The 21,046-nt window shown below is 70.7% G+C and carries 20 protein-coding genes and 1 tRNA gene; 13 read left to right on the forward strand and 8 right to left on the reverse strand.

Annotated elements, in window-relative coordinates:
- Positions 1-27 precede the first annotated feature (27 nt).
- The 7 genes from hutU (at position 28) to BM070_RS14045 (ending at position 7,804) form a co-directional block, all read left to right on the forward strand.
- Positions 28-1,752: a urocanate hydratase gene (gene hutU, locus BM070_RS14015; RefSeq protein WP_092940042.1), complete on the forward strand. Its 1,725-nt coding sequence runs from the start codon at positions 28-30 to the stop codon at positions 1,750-1,752.
- Complete coding sequence (locus tag BM070_RS14020) at positions 1,752-2,411, forward strand: HutD/Ves family protein (RefSeq protein WP_245785228.1); 660 nt, start codon at positions 1,752-1,754, stop codon at positions 2,409-2,411. The genes hutU and BM070_RS14020 overlap by 1 nt, the downstream gene beginning before the upstream one ends.
- Positions 2,408-3,682 carry an imidazolonepropionase gene (gene hutI / locus BM070_RS14025; protein WP_092940043.1) on the forward strand — a complete coding sequence of 425 codons (1,275 nt, stop codon included), beginning with the start codon at positions 2,408-2,410 and terminating at the stop codon, positions 3,680-3,682. Before BM070_RS14020 ends, hutI begins: the two co-directional genes overlap by 4 nt.
- Positions 3,679-5,061, forward strand: a complete 1,383-nt coding sequence (locus BM070_RS14030) for an FAD-binding oxidoreductase (RefSeq protein ID WP_092940044.1) — start codon at positions 3,679-3,681, stop codon at positions 5,059-5,061. Before hutI ends, BM070_RS14030 begins: the two co-directional genes overlap by 4 nt.
- Positions 5,054-6,463: a formimidoylglutamate deiminase gene (locus BM070_RS14035; RefSeq protein ID WP_092940045.1), complete on the forward strand. Its 1,410-nt coding sequence runs from the start codon at positions 5,054-5,056 to the stop codon at positions 6,461-6,463. Before BM070_RS14030 ends, BM070_RS14035 begins: the two co-directional genes overlap by 8 nt.
- A 54-nt stretch (positions 6,464-6,517) precedes the next feature.
- The gene (gene hutG, locus BM070_RS14040) at positions 6,518-7,348 is read left to right on the forward strand and encodes an N-formylglutamate deformylase (RefSeq protein WP_092940046.1); all 831 of its coding nucleotides are present in this window, start codon (positions 6,518-6,520) and stop codon (positions 7,346-7,348) included.
- Between the two features lie 213 nt (positions 7,349-7,561).
- Complete coding sequence (locus tag BM070_RS14045; RefSeq protein ID WP_245785229.1) at positions 7,562-7,804, forward strand: hypothetical protein; 243 nt, start codon at positions 7,562-7,564, stop codon at positions 7,802-7,804.
- Here the strand turns inward: BM070_RS14045 and asd are convergent.
- The gene (gene asd, locus BM070_RS14050; RefSeq protein WP_092940047.1) at positions 7,797-8,654 is read right to left on the reverse strand and encodes an archaetidylserine decarboxylase; all 858 of its coding nucleotides are present in this window, start codon (positions 8,652-8,654) and stop codon (positions 7,797-7,799) included. The genes BM070_RS14045 and asd overlap by 8 nt on opposite strands.
- 354 nt (positions 8,655-9,008) lie before the next feature.
- Here asd and infA point away from each other — a divergent pair, with 354 nt between their 5' ends.
- The 3 genes from infA to BM070_RS14065 all read left to right on the forward strand — a co-directional run bounded on the left by infA (position 9,009) and on the right by BM070_RS14065 (position 10,357).
- The gene (gene infA, locus BM070_RS14055) at positions 9,009-9,257 is read left to right on the forward strand and encodes a translation initiation factor IF-1 (protein ID WP_007856902.1); all 249 of its coding nucleotides are present in this window, start codon (positions 9,009-9,011) and stop codon (positions 9,255-9,257) included.
- 118 nt (positions 9,258-9,375) lie between these two features.
- Positions 9,376-9,452: transfer RNA gene (locus BM070_RS14060), tRNA-Pro, on the forward strand.
- Positions 9,453-9,571: 119 nt separating this feature from the next.
- Entirely contained in the window at positions 9,572-10,357 is a 786-nt protein-coding gene (locus BM070_RS14065) for an acetyltransferase domain-containing protein (RefSeq protein ID WP_092940048.1), read from the forward strand.
- Positions 10,358-10,372: 15 nt separating this feature from the next.
- On the opposite strand, the gene BM070_RS14070 is transcribed toward BM070_RS14065, so the two are convergent.
- Positions 10,373-11,380, reverse strand: a complete 1,008-nt coding sequence (locus BM070_RS14070; protein ID WP_092940049.1) for a D-2-hydroxyacid dehydrogenase family protein — start codon at positions 11,378-11,380, stop codon at positions 10,373-10,375.
- Positions 11,381-11,705: 325 nt separating this feature from the next.
- On the opposite strand from BM070_RS14070, the gene BM070_RS14075 reads away from it, so the two are divergent.
- Positions 11,706-13,394, forward strand: a complete 1,689-nt coding sequence (locus tag BM070_RS14075; RefSeq protein WP_092940050.1) for a long-chain fatty acid--CoA ligase — start codon at positions 11,706-11,708, stop codon at positions 13,392-13,394.
- Between the two features lie 37 nt (positions 13,395-13,431).
- Here the strand turns inward: BM070_RS14075 and BM070_RS14080 are convergent, their stop codons facing one another.
- Positions 13,432-13,812, reverse strand: coding sequence for a PilZ domain-containing protein (locus tag BM070_RS14080; protein ID WP_092940051.1), 381 nt, complete (start codon positions 13,810-13,812; stop codon positions 13,432-13,434).
- A 145-nt stretch (positions 13,813-13,957) separates the two neighbouring features.
- On the opposite strand from BM070_RS14080, the gene BM070_RS14085 reads away from it, so the two are divergent.
- On the forward strand, positions 13,958-14,725 hold the full coding sequence (locus tag BM070_RS14085; RefSeq protein WP_092940052.1) for a 2OG-Fe dioxygenase family protein: 768 nt from the start codon (positions 13,958-13,960) through the stop codon (positions 14,723-14,725).
- Between the two features lie 121 nt (positions 14,726-14,846).
- Positions 14,847-15,284 carry a universal stress protein gene (locus tag BM070_RS14090; protein WP_092940053.1) on the forward strand — a complete coding sequence of 146 codons (438 nt, stop codon included), beginning with the start codon at positions 14,847-14,849 and terminating at the stop codon, positions 15,282-15,284.
- A gap of 141 nt (positions 15,285-15,425) precedes the next feature.
- Here BM070_RS14090 and BM070_RS14095 read toward each other — a convergent pair whose 3' ends face one another.
- The 5 genes from BM070_RS14095 to BM070_RS14115 form a co-directional block, all read right to left on the reverse strand.
- Positions 15,426-16,409 (reverse strand): Bug family tripartite tricarboxylate transporter substrate binding protein, encoded by a 984-nt coding sequence (locus BM070_RS14095; protein ID WP_092940054.1) that lies wholly within the window; start codon positions 16,407-16,409, stop codon positions 15,426-15,428.
- Between the two features lie 130 nt (positions 16,410-16,539).
- Complete coding sequence (locus tag BM070_RS14100) at positions 16,540-17,340, reverse strand: SDR family NAD(P)-dependent oxidoreductase (protein ID WP_092940055.1); 801 nt, start codon at positions 17,338-17,340, stop codon at positions 16,540-16,542.
- A 180-nt stretch (positions 17,341-17,520) separates the two neighbouring features.
- Entirely contained in the window at positions 17,521-18,234 is a 714-nt protein-coding gene (locus tag BM070_RS14105; RefSeq protein WP_092940056.1) for an RluA family pseudouridine synthase, read from the reverse strand.
- Positions 18,221-20,470 carry a PAS domain-containing hybrid sensor histidine kinase/response regulator gene (locus BM070_RS14110; protein ID WP_092940057.1) on the reverse strand — a complete coding sequence of 750 codons (2,250 nt, stop codon included), beginning with the start codon at positions 20,468-20,470 and terminating at the stop codon, positions 18,221-18,223. The genes BM070_RS14105 and BM070_RS14110 overlap by 14 nt, the downstream gene beginning before the upstream one ends.
- Positions 20,471-20,583: 113 nt before the next feature.
- A complete protein-coding gene (locus tag BM070_RS14115; RefSeq protein ID WP_092940058.1) occupies positions 20,584-21,012 on the reverse strand; it encodes an FKBP-type peptidyl-prolyl cis-trans isomerase in 429 nt (142 codons plus the stop codon).
- Positions 21,013-21,046 lie beyond the last annotated feature (34 nt).

The raw sequence follows: 21,046 nt of genomic DNA on the forward strand, positions 1-21,046 counted from the left end.
GCACACCAACGCCCAAGGAGCGATGCCATGAACGCCAACGACGCCATCCTGTCCGCCGCCACCGCAGCCGACCCCCGCCACGACCCCACGCGCGTCATCCGCGCGCCACGCGGCAGCGAGCTGCACTGCAAGAACTGGCTGGCCGAGGCCGCCTGGCGCATGCTGCAGAACAACCTCGACCCGGACGTGGCCGAGAACCCGCAGTCGCTGGTGGTCTATGGCGGCATCGGCCGCGCGGCGCGCAACTGGGAATGCTTCGACCAGATCCTGGCATCGCTCAAAACCCTTGAGGCGGACGAATCCCTGCTGATCCAGTCCGGCAAGCCCGTGGGCGTGTTCAAGACGCACGAGAACGCGCCCCGCGTGCTGCTCGCCAACTCCAACCTGGTCCCGAAGTGGGGCACCTGGGAGCATTTCAACGAGCTGGACCGCAAGGGTCTCTTCATGTACGGCCAGATGACGGCCGGCAGCTGGATCTACATCGGCGCCCAGGGCATCGTGCAGGGCACGTTCGAGACCTTCGTCGAAGCCGGCCGCCAGCATTACGGCAACGACCTGTCGGGCCGCTGGATCCTCACCGCCGGCCTGGGCGGCATGGGCGGCGCGCAGCCGCTGGCGGGCGTGCTGGCCGGCGCCTGCGTGCTGGCCGTCGAATGCAAGCAAAGCAGCATCGACTTCCGCCTGCGCACGCGCTACGTGGACAAGCAGGCCAAGGACATCGACGACGCGCTGGCGCTCATCGCCCACCACACGGCCCGGGGCGAGGCGGTGTCGATCGCGCTGCTGGGCAACGCCGCCGAGGTGCTGCCCGAGCTGGTGAAGCGCGCCCGTGCCGGCGGGCCCAAGCCCGACATCGTGACCGACCAGACCTCCGCGCACGACCTCATCAACGGCTACCTGCCCGTGGGCTGGAGCGTGGAGCAATGGCAGGCCGCAGCCGCCGACCCGGCCCAGCATGCCCGCCTGAAGAAGGCCGCGGCCCAGGGCTGCGCCGCGCATGTGCAGGCCATGCTCGACTTCCAGGCCATGGGCATTCCCACGGTGGACTACGGCAACAACATCCGCCAGGTGGCCTTCGACGAGGGCGTGGAGAACGCCTTCGACTTCCCCGGCTTCGTGCCGGCCTACATCCGCCCGCTGTTCTGCGAGGGCAAGGGCCCGTTCCGCTGGGTGGCGCTCTCGGGCGACCCGGAAGACATCTACAAGACCGACGCCAAGATCAAGGAGCTGTTCCCCGAGAACAGGCACACCCACCGCTGGCTGGACATGGCCCGCGAGCGCATCGCCTTCCAGGGCCTGCCCGCGCGCATCTGCTGGCTGGGCCTGGGCGAGCGCCACAAGGCGGCGCTGGCCTTCAACGAGATGGTGAAGAACGGCGAGCTCAAGGCCCCCATCGTCATTGGCCGCGACCATCTGGACACCGGCTCCGTCGCCAGCCCCAACCGCGAGACCGAGGCGATGAAGGACGGCACCGACGCGGTGAGCGACTGGCCGCTGCTGAACGCGCTGCTCAACACCGCCGGCGGCGCCACCTGGGTCAGCCTGCACCACGGCGGCGGCGTGGGCATGGGCTATTCGCAGCACGCCGGCGTGGTCATCGTGGCCGACGGCACGGATGAAGCCGCCGCGCGCCTGGCCCGCGTGCTGTGGAACGACCCGGCCACCGGCGTGATGCGCCATGCCGACGCGGGCTACGACATCGCCATCGCCACCGCGAAGAAGCACCACCTGCATCTGCCGATGGTGAAGTGATGCCGCGCGCCCGGGACCCTGCCACGTCGCTGCAGCGTTTCGACCTGGCCGCCATCGCGCCCATGCCCTGGAAGAACGGCGGCGGCGCCACGCGCGAGATCGTCTGCTGGCCGCCCGGCGCGGGGCTGGAAGGCTTCGGCTGGCGCGTGAGCGTGGCGAGCATCGACCGGTCCGGCCCGTTCTCGGCCTTCCCCGGCGTGGAGCGCGAGATCATGCTGCTGGCCGGCGACGGCGTGCATCTGCAGGGCCCGGGCATCGACCACCGGCTGAACGTGCCCGGCCAGCCCTTCGCCTTCGCGGGCGAGCGGCCGCTGGACTGCACGCTGCTGGGCGGTGCTTCCACCGACTTCAACCTCATGCGCCGCCGCGATGCCTGGGCGGGCCGCATCGACATCCTGGCCCATGCCGTGGCCCCCGGCAGCGCGCCGGCCGGCCTGTGCATGGTGCTGGCGGGTGCCTGGCGCGATGCCGGGGGCGGCGAACTGGGCCCGGGGCAGGGCCTGTGGTGGAGCGCGCCTGCGCCGCAGGCCGGCGGGCTGGTGCCCGTGCCGGGTACGGGGGCCCGGCTGGCCTGGATAGCCATGGCGCCCGTCTTGGCGCCAAAATGCCCTGCAGCGCTTATGGATAGGGCGCCTATAGCTATGGAATCAATAGCATGACATCTTGGAACCCCGTGCCCTCCTTGCCCGCGAGCCTGCCCAGCGCCGATGGCGTCTGGACCGATCTGCGCCTGGCGCCGGGCCTGGCCCTGCCCGATGTGGCCGTGCCCGAAGGCGCCGCCGCCTGCGTGGTGGTGGAGGGCGGCCGGGTGCGCTGGGTCGGCCCCGCCGCCGCGCTGCCTGCGGCCTACGCCCCCCGGCCCCGCCATGCGGGCGGCGGCCTGCTCGCCACGCCGGGGCTGGTGGATTGCCACACCCATCTGGTCTATGGCGGCCACCGCGCGAACGAATTCGCCATGCGGCTGGCGGGCGCCAGCTACGAAGAGGTGGCCCGGGCGGGCGGCGGCATCGTCTCGTCCGTGAAGGCCACGCGCGCGGCGACCGAAGACGAACTCGTCGCCCAGGCCCTGCCGCGGCTGCAGGCGCTGCTGGACGAGGGCGTCTGCGCCATCGAGATCAAGTCCGGCTACGGCCTCGCGCTGGAGCACGAACGCAAGCAGCTGCGTGCGGCGCGCCGCCTGGGCGAGATCGCCGGCGTCACCGTGCGCACCACCTTCCTGGGCGCGCATGCGCTGCCGCCCGAATACGCCGGCCGCAGCCAGGACTACATCGACCTCGTCTGCCGCGAGATGCTGCCCGCGCTGGCCGCGGAGGGCCTGGTGGATGCGGTGGACGTGTTCTGCGAACGCATCGCCTTCAGCCTGGCCGAGACCGAGCAGGTCTTCCAGGCCGCGCAGGCGCTGGGCCTGCCCGTCAAGCTGCATGCCGAGCAGCTTTCCGACATGGGCGGCGCGCAGCTCGCGGCGCGCTACGGGGCGCTTTCGTGCGACCACATCGAGCACCTGTCGGCCGAAGGCATCGCGGCGATGAAGGCGGCCGGCACCGTGGCCGTGCTGCTGCCCGGCGCCTACTACACGCTGCGCGACACGCAGCTGCCGCCCATCCAGGCGCTGCGCGAGGCGGGCGTGCCCATGGCCGTCTCCACCGACCACAACCCGGGCACCTCGCCCGCGCTGAGCCTGCGGCTCATGGCCAACATGGCCTGCACGCTGTTCCGGCTCACGGTGCCCGAGGCGCTGGCCGGCATCACCACCCATGCCGCGCGCGCCCTGGGCCTGGAGGGAACGCACGGCCTCATCGCCGCCGGCCGCCCGGCCGACTTCGTGCTCTGGCCGGTGCAGGAGGCCGCCGAGCTGGCCTACTGGTTCGGCCAGGGCGCCGCCCACACCATCGTGCGCCAGGGCCGCATCGCCAAGGGCGACTGCGCATGAGCGGCTTCCTGGCCGCCCTCGCGCAGGTAGTGGGCGCCGATGGCGTGCAGACCGGCGACGCCATTCCCCCGCGCCACCGCACCGACTGGAGCGGCGCGGCCCCGGTGCAGCCGCTGGCCCTGGTACGCCCGCGCAGCACCGAGCAGGTCAGCGCCGTGCTGGCGCTCTGCACCGCGCACCGCGTGCCCGTGGTGCCCCAGGGCGGGCTGACGGGCCTGGCCGGCGCCGCCGTGCCCTGCGAGCAGGGCATCGCGCTCTCGCTGGACCGCATGCAGGCCATCGAAGCCGTGGATGTGCGCGCCGCCACGCTCACCTGCCAGGCCGGCGCCACCGTGCAGTCGGTGCAGGAGGCCGCCGCCGCAGCCGGCCTGCAGCTGGGCGTGGACTGGGGCGCGCGGGGCTCCGCGCAGATCGGCGGCGGCATCGCCACCAATGCCGGCGGCAACGGCGTGCTGCAGTTCGGGATGATGCGCGAGCAGGTGCTGGGCCTGGAGGTGGTGCTCGCCAGCGGCGAGGTGCTGCCCATGCTGCGGCCCATGCTCAAGAACAACACGGGCTACGACCTCAAGCACTGGTTCATCGGCGCAGAAGGCACGCTGGGCATCGTCACCCGCGCCGTGCTGCGGCTGCGGGCCGCGCCCCGGGCGCGCGCCACGGCGCTGGTGGCGCTGCCGCATTTCGAGGCCGCGCTGGAGCTGCTGGCGCGGCTGCAGGCGGACTTTCCCGGTGCGCTGTCGGCCTATGAGCTGATGTGGCGCGACTTCGTCGCCGCCTCGCTGGCCTGGCAGGAGCTGCGCGAGCCCTTCGCCGCCCCGCACCCCTTCGTGGCGCTGATCGACGTGGGCGGCGCGGAGGAGGGTGCCCTGCAGTCCGCGCTGGAAGCCGCCCTGGGCGAGGCCATGGAGGCCGGCGTGGCGCTGGATGCCGCCATCGCCCAGTCGCATGCCCAGGCACGCGCCTTCTGGAAGATCCGCGAGGCCACGGCCGAACTGCCGGCGCACATGCACCCGCCCATCAACTTCGACGTGTCGCTGCCCCTGGCCGACATCGGCCGCTTCGCCGAAGCCTGCCGCGCCCAGCTGGATGCGCGCTGGCCCGGCCACCACACCGTGTTCTTCGGCCATGTGGGCGACGGCAACCTGCACCTGACCACCGACGCCGCCACCGTGGGCGGCGACGAGGCCGGCGTCGAGGCGCTGGTGTACGCAGAGGTGGCGCGCTTTGCCGGCAGCGTGTCGGCCGAGCACGGCATCGGCCTGCACAAGAAACCCTATCTCGGCGCCAGCCGCACGCCGGCCGAACTCGCGGCCATGCGGGCCATCAAGCAGGCGCTCGATCCCCTTCATCTTCTCAATCCCGGCAAGGTCTTCGATGTCTGATGCTTTCGCTGATCGCGGCGCGCTGTTCGCGCCGCAGGCGCTCCTGCCCGGCGGCTGGGCCCGCGATGTGCTGCTGGAATGGGACGCCACCGGCCAGCTGACCGCCGTCACGCCCGGCGCGCACCCGCCGCAGGGCACGCCCGTGGCGCCCGGCCCGCTGATCCCGGGCATGCCCAACCTGCACTCGCACGCCTTCCAGCGCGCCTTCGCGGGGCTGACCGAATACCGCGCCGGCGGCGCGTCGGACAGCTTCTGGAGCTGGCGTAACCTCATGTACCGCTTCGCGGCGCGCATCACGCCCGCCTCGCTGGAGGCCATCGCCACCTGGCTCTACGTGGAGATGCTGGAGGCGGGCTACACCTCGGTCTGCGAATTCCACTACGTCCACCACGACCAGGGTGGCATGCCCTACGCCGACGACGCCACGCTGGCCCACGCGCTGCTGCGGGCCGCGCGCACGGCCGGCATCGGCTTCACGCTGCTGCCGGTGCTCTACCAGACCAGCGGCTTCGGCAGCAAGCCGCCCCGGGCCGACCAGGCCCGCTTTCTGCGCAGCACCGATTCCATGCTCTCCTTGTTGGAGCGCCTCGCGCCCGTGCTGCAAGGGCCCGCAGCCCGCCTGGGCCTGGCGCCGCATTCGCTGCGCGCCGTGCCGCCCGACAGCCTGCGCGCCGCCGTCGCGGGCCTGGCGGCGCTGGATGCCGGCGCGCCCATCCACATCCACATCGCCGAGCAGACACAGGAAGTGGCCGACTGCCAGGCCTGGAGCGGCCAGCGCCCGGTCGAATGGCTGCTGGACCATGCCCCGGTCGATGCCCGCTGGTGCCTGGTGCACGCCACCCACATGACGCACACCGAATACGCCGCCGCCGCGGCCACCGGCGCCGTGGCGGGCCTGTGCCCCAGCACCGAGGCCAACCTGGGCGACGGCCTGTTCGACGTGCCCCGCTGGCTGCGCCACGGCGGGCGGTGGGGCATAGGCTCCGACAGCCATGCCTGCGTGAACGCGGCCGAAGAGCTCATGCTGCTGGAATACGGCCAGCGCCTGGCGACCCGCCAGCGCAACGTGCTGGCGGCCAGCGGCCAGCCCGACGTGGCCACCGCCATGACCCTGCAGGCCGTGCAGGGCGGGGCGCAGGCCACGGGCCGCCCGGTGGCCGGCCTCGCCGTGGGCCAGCAGGCCGACTGGGTGGCGCTCGATGCCGGCCATGTCGCGCTCCAGGGCCTGCCGGCCGAACAGCTGCTGGGTGCCCATGTGTTCGCCAGCCACCGCACCTCGGCCGTGCAGGGCGTGTGGGTCGCCGGGCGCCAGCGCGTGCAGGCGGGGCGCCATCCCCTGCATGCGGCAGCCGCTCACGCCTTCGTCCAGGCACGCGCGGCCACGATCCGCGCTGACGACTGAGCGGGTGCATCCGGCACCGCCCGCATCCCGTTACCGAAAGCTATCCTGTCCGCCATGACTGCAGCCCTCCAGACCGACGACCACCCCGCCTTCACCTTCCACCAGGGCAGCGCGCCGCTGCTGGTCTCCATGCCGCATGTGGGCACCCATGTGCCGCCCGCCATCGCCAGCCGCCTGACCGACGAGGCCCGCCAGGTGCCCGACACCGACTGGCACCTGGAACGCCTCTACGGCTTCGTGCGCGAGATAGGCGCCTCGGTGCTGGTGGCGACGCATTCGCGCTACGTCATCGACCTGAACCGCCCGCCCGACGGCGCCAGCCTCTATCCGGGCCAGAGCGTGACGGGGCTGTGCCCGGTCGATACCTTCGACGATACCCCCCTCTACCGGGACGGCGCCGTGCCCGACGAAGCCGAGATCGCCGCCCGCCGCGAAGCCATCTGGGTGCCCTACCACGCGCAGCTGCAGCGCGAACTGGAGCGCATCCGCGCCGCGCACGGCGTGGCGCTCCTCTGGGACGCGCATTCGATCCGCTCGGTGCTGCCGCGCTTCTTCGAAGGCCGGCTGCCCGACCTGAACCTGGGCACGGCCAACGGCGCCAGCTGCGCCCCCGGGCTGGCGCGCCAGCTGCTGGAGATCGGCGAGGCGAGCGGCTACCCCTCGGTGCTCAACGGCCGCTTCAAGGGCGGCTACATCACGCGCCAGTACGGCCGCCCCGAGCAGGGCGTGCACGCGGTGCAGCTGGAGATGACGCAGTCGAGCTACATGCAGGAGGCTCTGCCGTTCGACTACCTGCCCGATGTGGCCGCGCGCGTGCAGCCCACGCTGCGCCGCATGCTGGAGGCAGCGCTGGAATTTGCCCGGGAGCGGGCAGGGCGGCGGTGAAAGCGGGGCGAGCCATGCCTGCAGCGCCGCCGTACCCAGGGAATTCACCGATTCCGCGAAAAATCAGCCAATCGACAGCCTGCTGACATGTAACAAGGATTAACATTCGGCATGCCCGACGTGCAACCCCTTATCTCCCGCCCTGCGGAATCCGTTCAGCCGGTTCCTGGTGCTGTCCAGGCCCCGCTGCCCGGCTGGGAGGAGACGTTCGCGATGCCGCTGTTTCGCCCCGGCACCCAGGTGCGGATGGGCGGCAATCTGGAGACGGTGAGCCACATCGTCCTGCGCCGGCAGGAGCTGCTGGTGCATCTGGTGGGGCGCGAGGGCGCCATCGACCCCTCGCGCATCCAGCTGGAGCCCACCGTGTTCACGACCCGGCGGCGCCCCGAACGCCATTCGAGCCAGGCCGCCATCGCCCCCCCAGCGGCGGAATCGGCGGCGGCTGCTGCTACATAGCCTGGGCCGGGCGCCGGGCCATCGCCTCGCCCAGCCGCGTCGGGCGCAGCGCCTGCCAGCCGGGCTCGAACTGCACGGCGCCGCGCTGGAACAGCAGCACGATGGTCGAACCCAGCATGAAGCGGCCCATTTCCTCGCCCTGGGCCAGCGTGATGGGCTGGGTGGAATAGTCCCAGCTGCGCAGCTTGCCCGTGCGTGGCGGGTTGACCTGCCCGTGCCAGACGGTCGCCATGCTGCCCACGATGGTCGCACCCACCAGCACCAGGGCCATCGGGCCCAGCGGAGTCTGGAAGTGGCACACCACGCGCTCGTTGCGGGCGAAGAGCCCCGGCACGCCGCGCGCCGTCAGCGGGTTGACCGAAAAGAGCGCGCCCGGCACATGCACCATCCGCAGCAGCCGGCCGGGGCAGGGCATGTGGATGCGGTGGTAGTCGCGCGGGCTGAGATAGATGGTGGCGAAGCTGCCGTCCTTGAACTGCTCGGCCATCGCGGCGTCGCCGCCCAGCAGCGCGGTGGTGGTGTAGCGGTGGCCCTTGGCCTGGAAGATCTGGTCGTGCTCGATGGCGCCCAGCTGGCTCACCGCGCCGTCCACCGGGCAGATCACCGCGGCGGGCGCGATCGGGCGGGCGTCCGGGCGCAGCGCGCGCGTGAAGAAATCGTTGAAGGTGGCGTAGCTGGCGATGTCGGGATCGGCCGCCTCGCTCATGTCCACGCCGTAGCGCGCCACGAAACGGCGGATGGCCGACGTGGTCAGGCTGCCTGCGCGCGCCGAGGCGAACCGGCCCGCGATCATGGTGAGCAGTTGCTTGGGCAGCAGGTACTGGGGGAGGACGGCGAGGCGATCGGACACGTGGGGGAGATCCTTGTTCGGTAGGGCGGGGCCCCTGGGGCCACTCGATAGGGCCGGTGATTCTAGGCGGCTGGAAGGAGGCGGCCCGCCCCGGCTTGGCGCGAATAAGCATAGCGCGGTACAATCGACAGGCTAATGCACAGCGACTCGCCTGTCCATTGAAGCCGTCTCCCCGGCCCCCACGCCTGCTGCGCTCCGGGTGCAGCGACTCCCCTGCATGTCATGCCCGCGCTGTCGAGCCTCTGAGAGAAGGCCCGATCGCTTGGTGTTTCCGTGGCCCGGGCATTGCAGGCGCGCCCACGAACACGCAGGTGCGCTCCCAGAATATTTGTTGTTTGGAACTCGACTTAAAACATGGCAAAAGAAGAACTGATCGAAATGCAGGGCTCCGTGACGGAAGTTTTGCCTGACTCGCGTTTTCGCGTCACGCTGGACAACGGCCACCAGCTCATCGCCTACACCGGCGGCAAGATGCGCAAGCACCACATCCGCATCCTGGCCGGCGACAAGGTCTCGCTGGAAATGTCGCCCTACGATCTGAGCAAGGGCCGCATCACCTTCCGCCACCTGGCCGGCCGCGGCCCGGGCCCGAGCAGCCGCTGATGCGCTGCGCATCGATGGCGCCTGCCGGCACCATCGATCGATCAATCATCAATAAATATCGGCATTTGCCCCCAATTTGCCCCGAGGGGCGGGCGGCGCCGGTTAGAATGCTAGTTGTCGGAGCGTAGCGCAGCCTGGTAGCGCATCTGCTTTGGGAGCAGAGGGTCGCGAGTTCGAATCCCGCCGCTCCGACCATTGATTCAAGGGGTTGTGCCGCAAGGTGCAACCCCTTTGTCATTTCCGCCGGGCACTCTCGCGGTGCCGCTCCTGGGCCCGTCGATTCCGTCGTTGGCGTAAAGCAGCACTCAAGCAGCATGTCCCACGTTCCTCCGCCGCTCCCATCCTCCTCGCCCGCCCCGGCCGGCCGCATGGACGCCGTGGATGCGCTGCGCGGCGTTGCCATGCTGTGGATGACGGTCTTTCACTTCTGCTTCGACCTGAGCCACTTCGGCTACTGGCCGCAGAACTTTCTCTCGGATCCGTTCTGGACGCTGCAGCGCGTCATGATCGTCAGCCTATTCTTGACCTGCGCCGGCCTGGGGCAGGCGCTGGCCTCCGCGCAGGGGCTGGGCTGGCAGCGTTTTCGCCGCCGCTGGCTGCAGGTGGTGCTGGCGGCCTTGCTGGTCACCGGCGGGTCGATGCTGATGTTCCCGCGCAGCTTCATCTATTTCGGCGTGCTGCACGGCATGGCCGTGATGCTCCTGATCGCCCGGTTCAGCGCGCCGGCGGGCCGCTGGCTCTGGCCGCTGGGGTTGGTCGCCTTGCTGCTGCCGACTGCGGGCGCCTGGGCGCTGGGCGGCCCGCTGCAGGGCTGGGCGGAGCTGTTCGACAGCCGTGCGCTCAACTGGCTCGGGCTGATCACGCGCAAGCCCTTCACCGAAGACTATGTGCCGGTGCTGCCCTGGCTGGGCGTGATGTGGTGCGGCATGGCAGCGGGGCAGTGGCTGCTGGGCCGCAGCCCGGCCTGGCTGGCGCGGCCGGTGCCTGCCGCGCTGCGCTGGCTGCCGGCGCTGGGCCGGCACAGCCTGAGCTACTACCTGCTGCACCAGCCGGTGATGATCGGCGCGCTGATGGCCTTCGGCGCGCTCACCGGGCGGTGAGTTGCAGGGCCTGGCTCAGCGCCGGACCTGCAGCGCGCCCGGGTTGACGATGTTGGTCGGCGTGCCGCGGATGTAGTTCACCACGTTGTCGAAGGCCGCGCCGAAATAGAGCTCGTAGCTGTCCTGCTCCACGTAGCCGATGTGCGGCGTGCAGATGCAGTTCTCCAGCCGCAGCAGGGCATGGCCCTGCAGGATGGGTTCGCTCTCGAACACGTCCACCGCCGCCATGCCGGGGCGGCCCCGGTTCAGGGCGGCGATGAGCGCATCGGGCTGGATCAGCTCGGCGCGCGAGGTGTTCACGATGAGCGAGGTCGGCTTCATGGCCGAGAGGTCTTCCAGCGTGATGATGTTGCGCGTCTCGTCGTTCAGGCGCAGGTGCAGCGAGACCACGTCGCATTGCGAGAAGAATTCCTCGCGCGTGGTGGCCACCTGCAGGCCGTCGCTCAGCGCCTGCACGCGCGAGGCCTCGCGGCCCCAGACGCGCACGTTCATGCCGAAGGCGCGGCCGTAGCCCGCCACCAGCTGGCCGATGCGGCCATAGCCCCAGATGCCCAGCGTCTTGCCGCGCAGCACGGTGCCGATGCCGAAGTTGGGCGGCATGGAGGCCGCCCGCAGGCCGGACTGCTGCCAGGCGCCGTGCTTGAGGTTGGAGATGTACTGCGGCAGCCGGCGCATGGCCGCCATGATGAGCGCCCAGGTGAGTTCGGCCGGCGCGACCGGCGATCCCACGCCCTCGGCCACGGCCACGCCGCGTTCGGTGCAGGCGGCCACGTCGATGTGGCTGCCGATCTTGCCGGTCTGCGCGATCAGTTTGAGGCGCGGCAGCTTTTCGACCAGCTGGCGCGTGATCTGCGTGCGTTCGCGCACCAGCACGATGATGTCCGCATCCTTCAGGCGCACCGAGAGCTGGCCCAGTCCCTTGACGGTGTTCGTGTAGACCTTGGCGGAGTAGGGGTCCAGGCGGGAGGCGCAGTGCAGCTTGCGCACTGCGTCCTGGTAGTCGTCGAGTATGACTATGTTCATGTTGTCCGTTGCATGCGCACCGGAACGATCCGGCGGGCCGGTGCGCTACGGCGCCACCGGCTGCAGCTGTCAAAAAAGGGGAAATCGGCGGGCCGGCTGCCGGCTCGCCGCATTGCGCGTGCATTGTCCTTCATCGGCGTTCAAAGGCCCCGGTTCAGGCCGCCTGCAGCGCCCTCAGGGGACACACCGTTACAAAACAATGGTGTCCTGATGGTGTCTCCGCGCGCGCCGAAGTTCCTCCGTCACCTGCGTGACGCCGCATTGGTGCGATCCCCAATACGCAGGCCGACGCGCCCGCCTAGGCTAGGCGGCAAAGGAAACGTTCATGCGACCTCACTACCGATTCTGGCCGCGCCGGCTGCCGCACGCGCTGCGGGTGCCCGCCACCTCGCTCTGGGACAACCTGGCGACCAACGCCCGCCGCTATCCGGACAAGGCCGCACTGGTCTTCTTCGGCGCACAGATGTCCTATCGCGAGCTGGCCGATTCCGCCGAGCGTCTGGCCGCGCGCCTGCACGCCCTGGGCGTGCGCAAGGGCGACCGCGTGATGCTCTGCATGCAGAACTGCCCGCAGCTGGTGGTGGCGCATTTCGCCATCCTGCGGGCCAACGCGGTGGTGGTGCCCGTGAACCCCATGAACCGGGCGGAGGAACTCAAGCACTACATCACCGATCCCGACAGCCGCGTGGCCATCACCACCGCCGACCTGGCGGCCGACATCTGCCAGGCCAGTGCCGGGGTGCCGCCCGCGGCAGGCCTGCGCCATGTGATCGTCACCCATTTCACCGATGCGTTCGACCCCGATGCCGGCGGCGCCGATGCCGTGCCCGCCCACTGGCGCGACTGGCTGTGCGGCCGGCACGCGCTGCCCGCGCTGGCGGGTGGCGAGGTCCATGCCTGGACCGATGCGCTGGCCTGTACCGAGCCTGCGCCGGCGCACGAGGTGGTGTCAGGCGACCTGGCCGTGCTGCCCTACACCAGCGGCACCACCGGCCTGCCCAAGGGCTGCATCCACCCGCACCGCAGCATCATGCACAACGCCGTCGCCGGCAGCCTGTGGGGCACGGCCTCGCCCGAGAGCGTGGTGCTGGCAGTGGTGCCCATGTTCCACATCACTGGCATGGTGAGCATGATGCACACCACCATCTACTGCGGCGGCACGCTGGTCATCATGCCGCGCTGGGACCGAGACCTTGCCGGCCGGCTCATCTCGCACTACCGCGTCACCAGCTGGACCAATATCCCCACCATGGTCATCGACCTGCTGGGCAGCCCGCGCTTCGCCGAATACGACCTGTCGAGCCTGAGCTACATCGGCGGCGGCGGCGCGGCCATGCCGCAGGCCGTGGCCCAGCGCCTGTTCGATCAGTACGGGCTGCGCTATTCCGAAGGCTACGGCCTCACCGAGACCGCCGCGCCCTCGCATTCCAACCCGCCCGACCATCCCAAGCAGCAATGCCTGGGCATTCCCTTCATGAGCACCGATGCACGCGTGGTGGACCCGGACACGCTGCGCGAGCTGCCCGTGGGCGAGCAGGGAGAGATCGTCATCCACGGCCCCGAGGTGTTCGACGGCTACTGGAAGCGGCCCGACGCCACCGAGGCCGCGTTCATCGAACTGGACGGCAAGCGCTTCTTCCGCTCGGGCGACCTGGGCCACATGGACGAGGAGGGCTACTTCTTCCTCACCGACCGGCTCAAGCGCATGATCAACGCCAGCGGCTTCAAGGTCTGGCCGGCCGAGGTGGAGGCGCTGATGTTCCGCCACCCGGCGATCCAGGAGGCCTGCGTGATCGCCGCGCGCGACGCCTATCGCGGCGAGACCGTCAAGGCGGTGGTGGTGCTGCGCAGCGAGCAGCGCGGGCAGGTGTCCGAGGCCGACATCGTGGCCTGGTGCCACGACAACATGGCCGTCTATAAGGCCCCGCGCATCGTGCAGTTCGCCGACGCGCTGCCCAAGAGCGGCAGCGGCAAGGTGATGTGGCGCGCGCTGCAGGAGGCCGAGCCGGCCTAGGGCCCGTGCAGGCCCCGATCTGGCGAGCTTGGCCCGATCAAGCCCCTGGGTCCGCCAGTTCGGCCAGCTCCCGGTCCAGCAGGGCCGGGTCGTCCATCTGCAGCTCGATCAGGCGGCGCAGATGGGTCACGCTGTCCAGATCGATCACCCGGCACAGCAGGCCGGCCAGGGTGCCGTCCGCGCGGCTGTCCACATGCGCGAGCTCGGCTGACATGGAGATGTGCGCGTCCTCCGGCCCCAGCGGGATCGCCAGCAGGCAGGGCATGCCCACGGCCAGCGCCAGATCGGCCGGCACGCGCAGCAGCGCGCCCTTGAGCGAGAGGTCCAGTACCTGGGCCGCGACGGTGCCGTGGCCGGTGGTGAACTGGGCGGGTGCGTCGAACGCGATGCGGATGAACTGGCGGCGCTCTGAGGCCATGGGTGAACTCCTGGTGCTTGCCCGGCATGCTAGCGCAGGGCGTCCGGTACGGGCGCTGGCGTTCGATGCGCGAGCGTGATTTTCATCGCGTGGAGCGTCCCGCCCCGGCCAGCGCCCATCCGCCTTGCCTTAAGCTTGCCGCCCTATGAGCCAAGTGACCTTCTCGCCTCCCTACGCCCAACTGGGGGGCCTCGCCCAGCAATTGCAATCCGCCGGGCATGCCGTCGTCCGCCCGCAGGACGTGGCCGCCTGGGCCGGCGTTGAGTTGGCCGGGCTGCAGGCGCTGGGCGCGGGCTGGAGCGATCTGCCGCCCGATGAATTCCTGAAGGATGGCGGCCGCTACCGCCGCCGCCGGCACGCGAGCTTCGTGGCGGAGCCCGGCGCCGTGGGCGAGCCCTTCGCCCTGCACGCCGTGCCGCACCGCGCGCACTGGCAGCCTCTGGAATACAACGCGCTGCACGGCGGCATGGAGCGCTGGTTCACGCCCATGGAAGAGGCGGTGCTGGCCGCTCCGGCCTGGCAGCGGCTGATGGCCGCCCTGGCGGGGCTGGCGCAATCGGCGCTCGCATCCACGCCCGAGCGCTGGTTCATGGAGGCGCACCAGTTCCGCATCGACACCGCCGGCGGCATCGGCCGGCCCACGCCCGAAGGCGCACACCGCGACGGGGTGGATCTGGTGGCCGTCTTCCTCGTGGCGCGCGAGGGCGTCAAGGGCGGCGAGACGCGCATCTTCGAAGCCACGGGCCCGTTCGGCCAACGTTTTACCCTGACCGAACCCTGGTCGGTGCTGCTGCTGGACGATGCCCGCATGATCCATGAGACCACGCCCATCCAGCCCTTGGCAGAGGGCGGCTGGCGCGATACGCTGGTCGTCACCTGCCGGCGTGGCGGCTTTCAGCAGGCGGCCTCCTGAACCCGGGCCGAAAGCCCCGGGCTATGACAGACATCAAGAGGCAGGCCGGGCGGTGCTGCCACACTGTCGGCATGAACCCGGCCCTGCGGGGCCGTTCATCCACTTTCAAGGAGCACATCTCATGTTCAAGCACATTCTGATTCCCGTCGATGGTTCTGCTACCGCGCTGAACGCGGCGACCAAGGCGGCCGGCCTGGCCAAGGCTTTCGGCAGCAAGGTGACGGCGCTCTACGTGGTGGACCCGTACCCCTTCACCGGCGTCGGCGCCGACTTCGCCTACGGCCAGTCGCAGTACCTGACCGCTGCCACCGCAGAAGCCAACACCGCGCTGGATGCCGCCAAGGCGGTCTTCGAGCAGGCCGGCGTGGCGGTGGAGACCACCATCGGCGAAGGCCATGCCATCCATGACGGCATCGCCCGCGCGGCCGAAACCACCGGCGCCGACCTGATCGTCATGGGCTCGCACGGCCGGCGCGGCCTGGAAAAGCTGGTGCTGGGCAGCGTGACCCAGCGCGTGCTGGGCGTGGCCCACGTGCCGGTGCTGGTGGTGCGCGACTGAGCGTGCACCTGCGCGCTCGGCGCGCTGTTCTGTGATGCTCCTGCGCCCCGGGCTTTTGGGGGGCGACAGGGCGCTGCGGCTCCTGCGGGAGCCGCTTTCTTTGGTGCACAGCCTGGGCCCCGCGCCGGGGCCCTCCCAGGGTCAGTCGATCTTGGCGCCCGAGGCTTCGACGATGCCCTTCCACTTCGCGTGGTCGGCCTTGATCAGGGCGCCGAACTGCGCCGCCGTCATGGTTTCGGGCTCTGCGCCCTGGGCCTGGATGGCCGCCTTCACGTCGGGCATGGCCAGCAGCTTGTTGACTTCGGCATGGATGCGGTTGACCACGGCGGGCGGCGTGTTGGCGGGCGCGAGCAGGCCGTACCAGGTGCTGACGTCGAAGCCCGCGTAGCCCGATTCGGCCACCGTCGGCACGTCAGGCAGGCTGGAGCTGCGCTTGGCCGAGGTGACGGCCAGCGGGCGCAGCTTGCCGGACTTGATCTGGCCCATGGCCGAGGGCACGGACGACACCAGCAGGTCCACATTGCCCGAGAGCGCATCCATCAGCGCGGGGCTGGAGCCCTTGTACGGCACATGGACCAGCTTCACGCCTGCGGCCTTCTCGAACAGGTCGCCCGCCAGCTGGATGGAGGTGCCGTTGCCGGGCGAGCCGTAGGTGATGCTGCCGGGCTTGGCCTTGGCGGCGGCCACCACGTCGGCCAGCGTCTTGAAGCGCGAGTTGGCGCTGGTGGCGATCAGCACCGGCGTGTAGGCCACATGGGCGATGGGCGTGAGGTCGCGCGTCGGGTCCCAGGGCAGGTTCTTGTAGAGCCAGGGGCCGATGACCAGATTGTCCTTCTGGCCCATCACGATGTCGTAGCCGGTGGGTGCGGCCTTCACCGCTTCGGTGATGCCCAAGGTGCCGCCCGCGCCGGCGCGGTTGTCGGCCACCACCGTCCAGTGCGCGGTCTCGCCCAGCTTGGTGCCCACCAGGCGGGCCAGGATGTCGGTGCCGCCGCCGGGCGGGAAGGGCACGATCATGCGGATAGGCTTGGTGGGGTAGTCGGCCGGCGCGGCGGCGCCTTGCGCGTGCGCGCCGGTGGCGGCCACGAAGGCGAGGGCGGTGAAGGACAGCAGGGTGCGGATCATGTTGCTTTGTCTCCGTTGCAGGTGTTGGTCGGGTGGCAAGGGCGGATTGTGCCCGCAGCGCTTGCCGTTCAGGCGTCTTCAGCTATGGAATTGGTAGCGAATGCCGGATGGCTCGTAGCGCCTGGGGGGCTCAGCCCTCGCGCACGTCCGCCACCGGCTGCTGGCCGAAGTCGGGCCGCTGCAGCCAGGCCAGCACGCGGCGTGCGGCTTCTTCGGGCGAGGTGAGCATGCCCTGGCTTTTCAGCGCGGCGAAGTTGCCGGCGTCCGGAAAGCGCTCCGGCGCGGCGCCGCGCAGTTGGGTCTGCATGGCGGTGTCGATCACGCCTGGGGCCAGCGAGCACACGCGGGCCCCGTGGGGCCGGGCGGCCTCGTCCAGCGCCACGCAGCGGGTGAAATGGTCCATGCCGGCCTTGGCCGCGCAATAGGCCGATTGCGAGGCCATGGGGCGGCGGCCCAGGCCGGAGGAGATGTTAAGCACCTTGCGCGGCAGCGTCCAGCCGCTGGTCGCGCCCAGGAAGGCGCCCGTCAGCAGCATGGGCGCTTCCAGGCCCACGCGCAGGGCCTGGGCCAGGACAGCGGGGTCGCTGTCCGAGAGCGGCGCGATGGGCGGAATGACGCCTGCGTTGTTGATGAGGGCGGCACTGGCGAAGCGGCTGGCGTCCAGGCCGTCCAGCCACTGGCGCAGGCGATCGGCGGCGGCGGGTGCATCGGCCAGGTCCAGCGTCCACTGCTCCAGCGTGGCGCCTTGCGGCGCCTGTGCCTGCAGCTCGGCGCTGGCGGTGCGGGCGATGCCGATCAGCGTGTGGCCGGGCTGCAGCAGCTGCTGCGCCATGGCGAGGCCCATGCCGCGCGAGGAGCCGGAGAGGATGAAGAGGTGCTGGGGCGGCTGGGCGTGGGCCGCGTCGTTCGTGATGGGGGCGGAGGAGGGCATGCCGCGATGCTACTGCCATCCTCGCGGGGGCGAGGGCGCAGCTTTGCCGTGCGACGAGGTGGCGGAGAAAAGCGACACCAGGCATGAAGTTCGCATCGAAATAGGCCTGTAGCGCTTATTCAGATAGGGCTTATTGCTATGTTATTGATAGCAAATCGATGCTTGCTGCCGCGATGCCGCTCAGAAATCCGGGGCGGAGTGGAATGCACACCAGCCACCATGCCTTGGATGCGACAGGCCCATCTCGCAGGCGTGCAGCAGCAGGCGGGGCGCAGCGGCCAGCGCCTCGGCGCCGGCATAGAGCGCATCGCCCAGGATGGGGTGGCCGATGGCGGCCAAATGCACGCGCAGCTGGTGGGTGCGGCCGGTGACGGGTTCCAGTTCGACGCGGGTCGTCGGGCCGAGTGGGTTGTTGTTTGCCGCCGCGCCCTGCGCCAGCGCGCGCCAGTGGGTGAGGCTGGGCTTGCCCTGGGCGGCATCGACGATGCGCAGCGGGCGGCGCTCCCAGTCGGCGGCGATGGGCAGGTCGATCGACTGCCATTCGCTGCCTTCGGGCGGCGCGGGCATCAGGCCCTGCACCACGGCCTGGTAGCGCTTGTGGATCTGCCGCTGCTCGAAAGCCAGGCTCAGGCGGCGCTGGACCTCGGGGTGGCGGGCCATCAGCACGAGGCCCGAGGTGGCCTGGTCCAGCCGGTGGACGATCAGCGCGCCGGGCCAGTGCTGCTGGGCGCGGGTGCTCAGGCAGTCCTGCTTGTCGGGGCCGCGGCCGGGCACGCAGAGCAGGCCGGAGGGCTTGTCCAGCACCAGCAGGTCGTCGTCCGCATGCAGGCAGCGGGGCGGCGGGTAGCGGCCGGGCGGCGGCGCAGCTTCGCCCGGGGTCTCACTCGCCGCCATGGACCAGGCGGTGGACGGTGGCGCAGAGCTCTTCCACGTCGTTGGGCTTGTGGATCAGCGCCTGAGCGCCTTCGGCGAGCGCGGCCTGTTCGATCTCGGTCGTGATGTAGCCCGAGGCCAGCGCCACCGGCAGGCCGGGGCGGATGCGCCGGGCCTCGCGCACCAGGTCCACGCCGCAATAGCCGGGCATGTTGTAGTCGGTGACCACGAGGTCGTAGGCCTGCGGATCGGCCCGCAGCGCGGCGGTAGCCTCGTGCGGATCGGTGAAGCCGCTGACGCGGTAGCCGCGCCGGCGCAGCAGCCGCTGCACGAGGAAGACCAGGGCCTGGTCGTCGTCCACGTACATGACGTGGCGCAGGCGGGGCTCTTCCTCTGCCTGCGTGGCGGCGGCTTCTTCCGTGGCGGGCGGTGCGGGCGCGATGGCCGCCGGGGGCGGCACAGCGGGCGCTCTGGTATCCGCCACGCTGGCGCCAGCGTCCTGCGGTAGGGAGTCGGTGGTGCCCGGCCCGGCGCTGGGAAAGTAGAGCGTGAAGCTGCTGCCTTCGCCCGGCAGGCTATAGACATCCACCGCGCCGCCGTGGGTGCGCATCACGCCGTGGACCACGGCCAGGCCCAGGCCCGTGCCCTGGCCGACCGGCTTGGTGGTGAAGAAGGGCTCGAAGATGCGCTGCTGGGTGGCGGCATCCATGCCCGGGCCGTTGTCGCTCACGCGCAGGCAGACGTAGTCGCCGGGCAGCAGCGACAGCCGCTCGCACACGCGCGGGTCGGGCTGGGCGTAGGTGGCCTGCAGCAGCACGGTGCCGCGCTGGTCGCCCAGCGCGTGGATGGCGTTGGTGCAGAGGTTGAGCAGGGCCTGCTCGACCTGCGTGGGGTCGGCCAGCATGGGCGGCACGCCGGGGTCGATGCGCACCTGCAGGTCCACGGCGGGCGGCACGGTCACGCGCAGCAGGCGCACGGTGTCGTTCAGCGTCTCCTGCACCGGCACGGCGGTGCGTTTGGGCGGCTCGTTGCGGCTGAAGGTGAGGATCTGCCGCACCAGGTCGCGCGCGCGGCGGCCGGCTTTCTCGATCTCCAGCAGGCTCTCCAGCATGGGCGCATCGGCGCCGGCATCGGCCTTGGCCAGTTCCACGTTGCCGAGGATGGCGCTCAGGATGTTGTTGAAGTCGTGCGCGATGCCGCCGGCCATGGTGCCCACGGCCTGCATCTTGTGCGATTCGCGCAGCTGCGCTTCGAGTTCGTTGCGGTGCGCCTCGGCCTTCTTGCGGCCGGTGAGGTCGCGCGCGAACACGGTGGCGCTGGTGCCGTCGCCCTGGTTCTCGAACGACAGGCTCACTTCCACCGCCAGCTCGCGGCCGGTGGCCGTGAGGGCCGTCACCTCGCCCAGCACGGCCTGCGTGGTGACCTGCGCCATCGCCATGGCCTGGGCCGCGTCGGGCAGAAAGCGCTCCAGCGGGCTGCCCAGGGCGTCTTCCTGCGCGCACACGAAGAGCGCCGAAGCCGTGGGGTTGAACACCGTGATGCGGTGCTGCGGGTCCACGCAGATGATGGCGTCCAGCGCGGAATTGATGACCGCCTCCAGCCGCCGCTCGCTCGCCAGGATCTGCGCATTGCGCTCTTTGAGCGTCGCCGCGCTGTCCTGCAGCGCACGGCGCTCGGCCAGCAGCGGGCCCTGGTCGATCACGGCGCAGAGGAACTGCAGCGCGGTCGGGTCGTCGTCTTGCTTGGCCTCGATGCGGGCTATGTGCAGGTCGCCATTGATGCGGGCGCTCTCGCCGGTGTGGAAGACCACCTCCGTGACCTCGGCGCTGCCGGCCGAGCGGGCGGCATCGAAGGCCTCGCGCACGCGGGGCGCGTCGGCCTCGCTCACGAAGGGCATCAGCGAGGTGAGCGGCCGGTCGGCCTCGGTCGGCTGGAAAGACCGGTGGGCCATGGAGTTGGCCTGCACCACCATGTCGTGCTCGTCCAGCACCATCAGCGCCAGGGGCACGCTGGCGAACAGCGTCTCGAAGCGCTCGGAGGCGCTCTCGGCCGCGGCCTGGCTGAAGCTCAGGACCCGGTTCTGCACCTCCAGCTCGGCCTGCGAGGCGCGCAGTTCGGCGATGAGCTGGCCCACCTCCTCCGTGGCGCGGCCGGGCCGCCGCCGCTCGGGCTGGCCGGGCGGCAACGAACTTCCGCCGTCTGCGGAGGAGGAATCCTGCAGATGGCGGAACAGCGAGGACAGGTCGGGGCGCGTCATGAAGGCTCGGCAGGCGAGTCAGCCCGGCATGCTTGCGGGCAAGCCGCCGAGTGTACGGGGACGGCGAGAGGAAGGGCGCGGGCAGGCAGGCGCGGCACAGCCCGCGCGGCCGCTCAGCGCTTCACGGAAATCAGCTCGATCTCGAAATTCAGCGTGGCGTTGGGCGGGATCACGTTGCCGGCACCGCGCGCGCCATAGGCAATCGCCGGCGGGCAGGTCAGCCGCGCCTTGCCGCCCGGCTTCATGCGCTGCACGCCTTCGGTCCAGCAGGGGATGACGCGGTTGAGCGGGAACTCGGTGGGCTCGCCGCGCTTGTAGGAGCTATCGAACTCCTTGCCGTCGGGGAAGCTGCCGCGGTAATGCACCTTGACGGTGTCGGTGGCCTTGGGGGATTCGCCGCTGCCTCCCTTGAGGGATTGGTAGATCAGGCCGGTGGAGGTGGTGACGGGCGCGGCTGCGGTGGTTGCCGGAGCCGTGGCGGTCTGTGCCATGGCTGCCGGGGCGATGGCGAGGCAGGCGAGCAAGGGGAGGATGAGGCGCATGAATGGAGCTTCTTTAAGAGGCAAAGGGCTGATG

The sequence above is a fragment of the Paracidovorax wautersii genome, from assembly GCF_900113035.1.
Lineage (GTDB): Bacteria > Pseudomonadota > Gammaproteobacteria > Burkholderiales > Burkholderiaceae_C > Paracidovorax > Paracidovorax wautersii.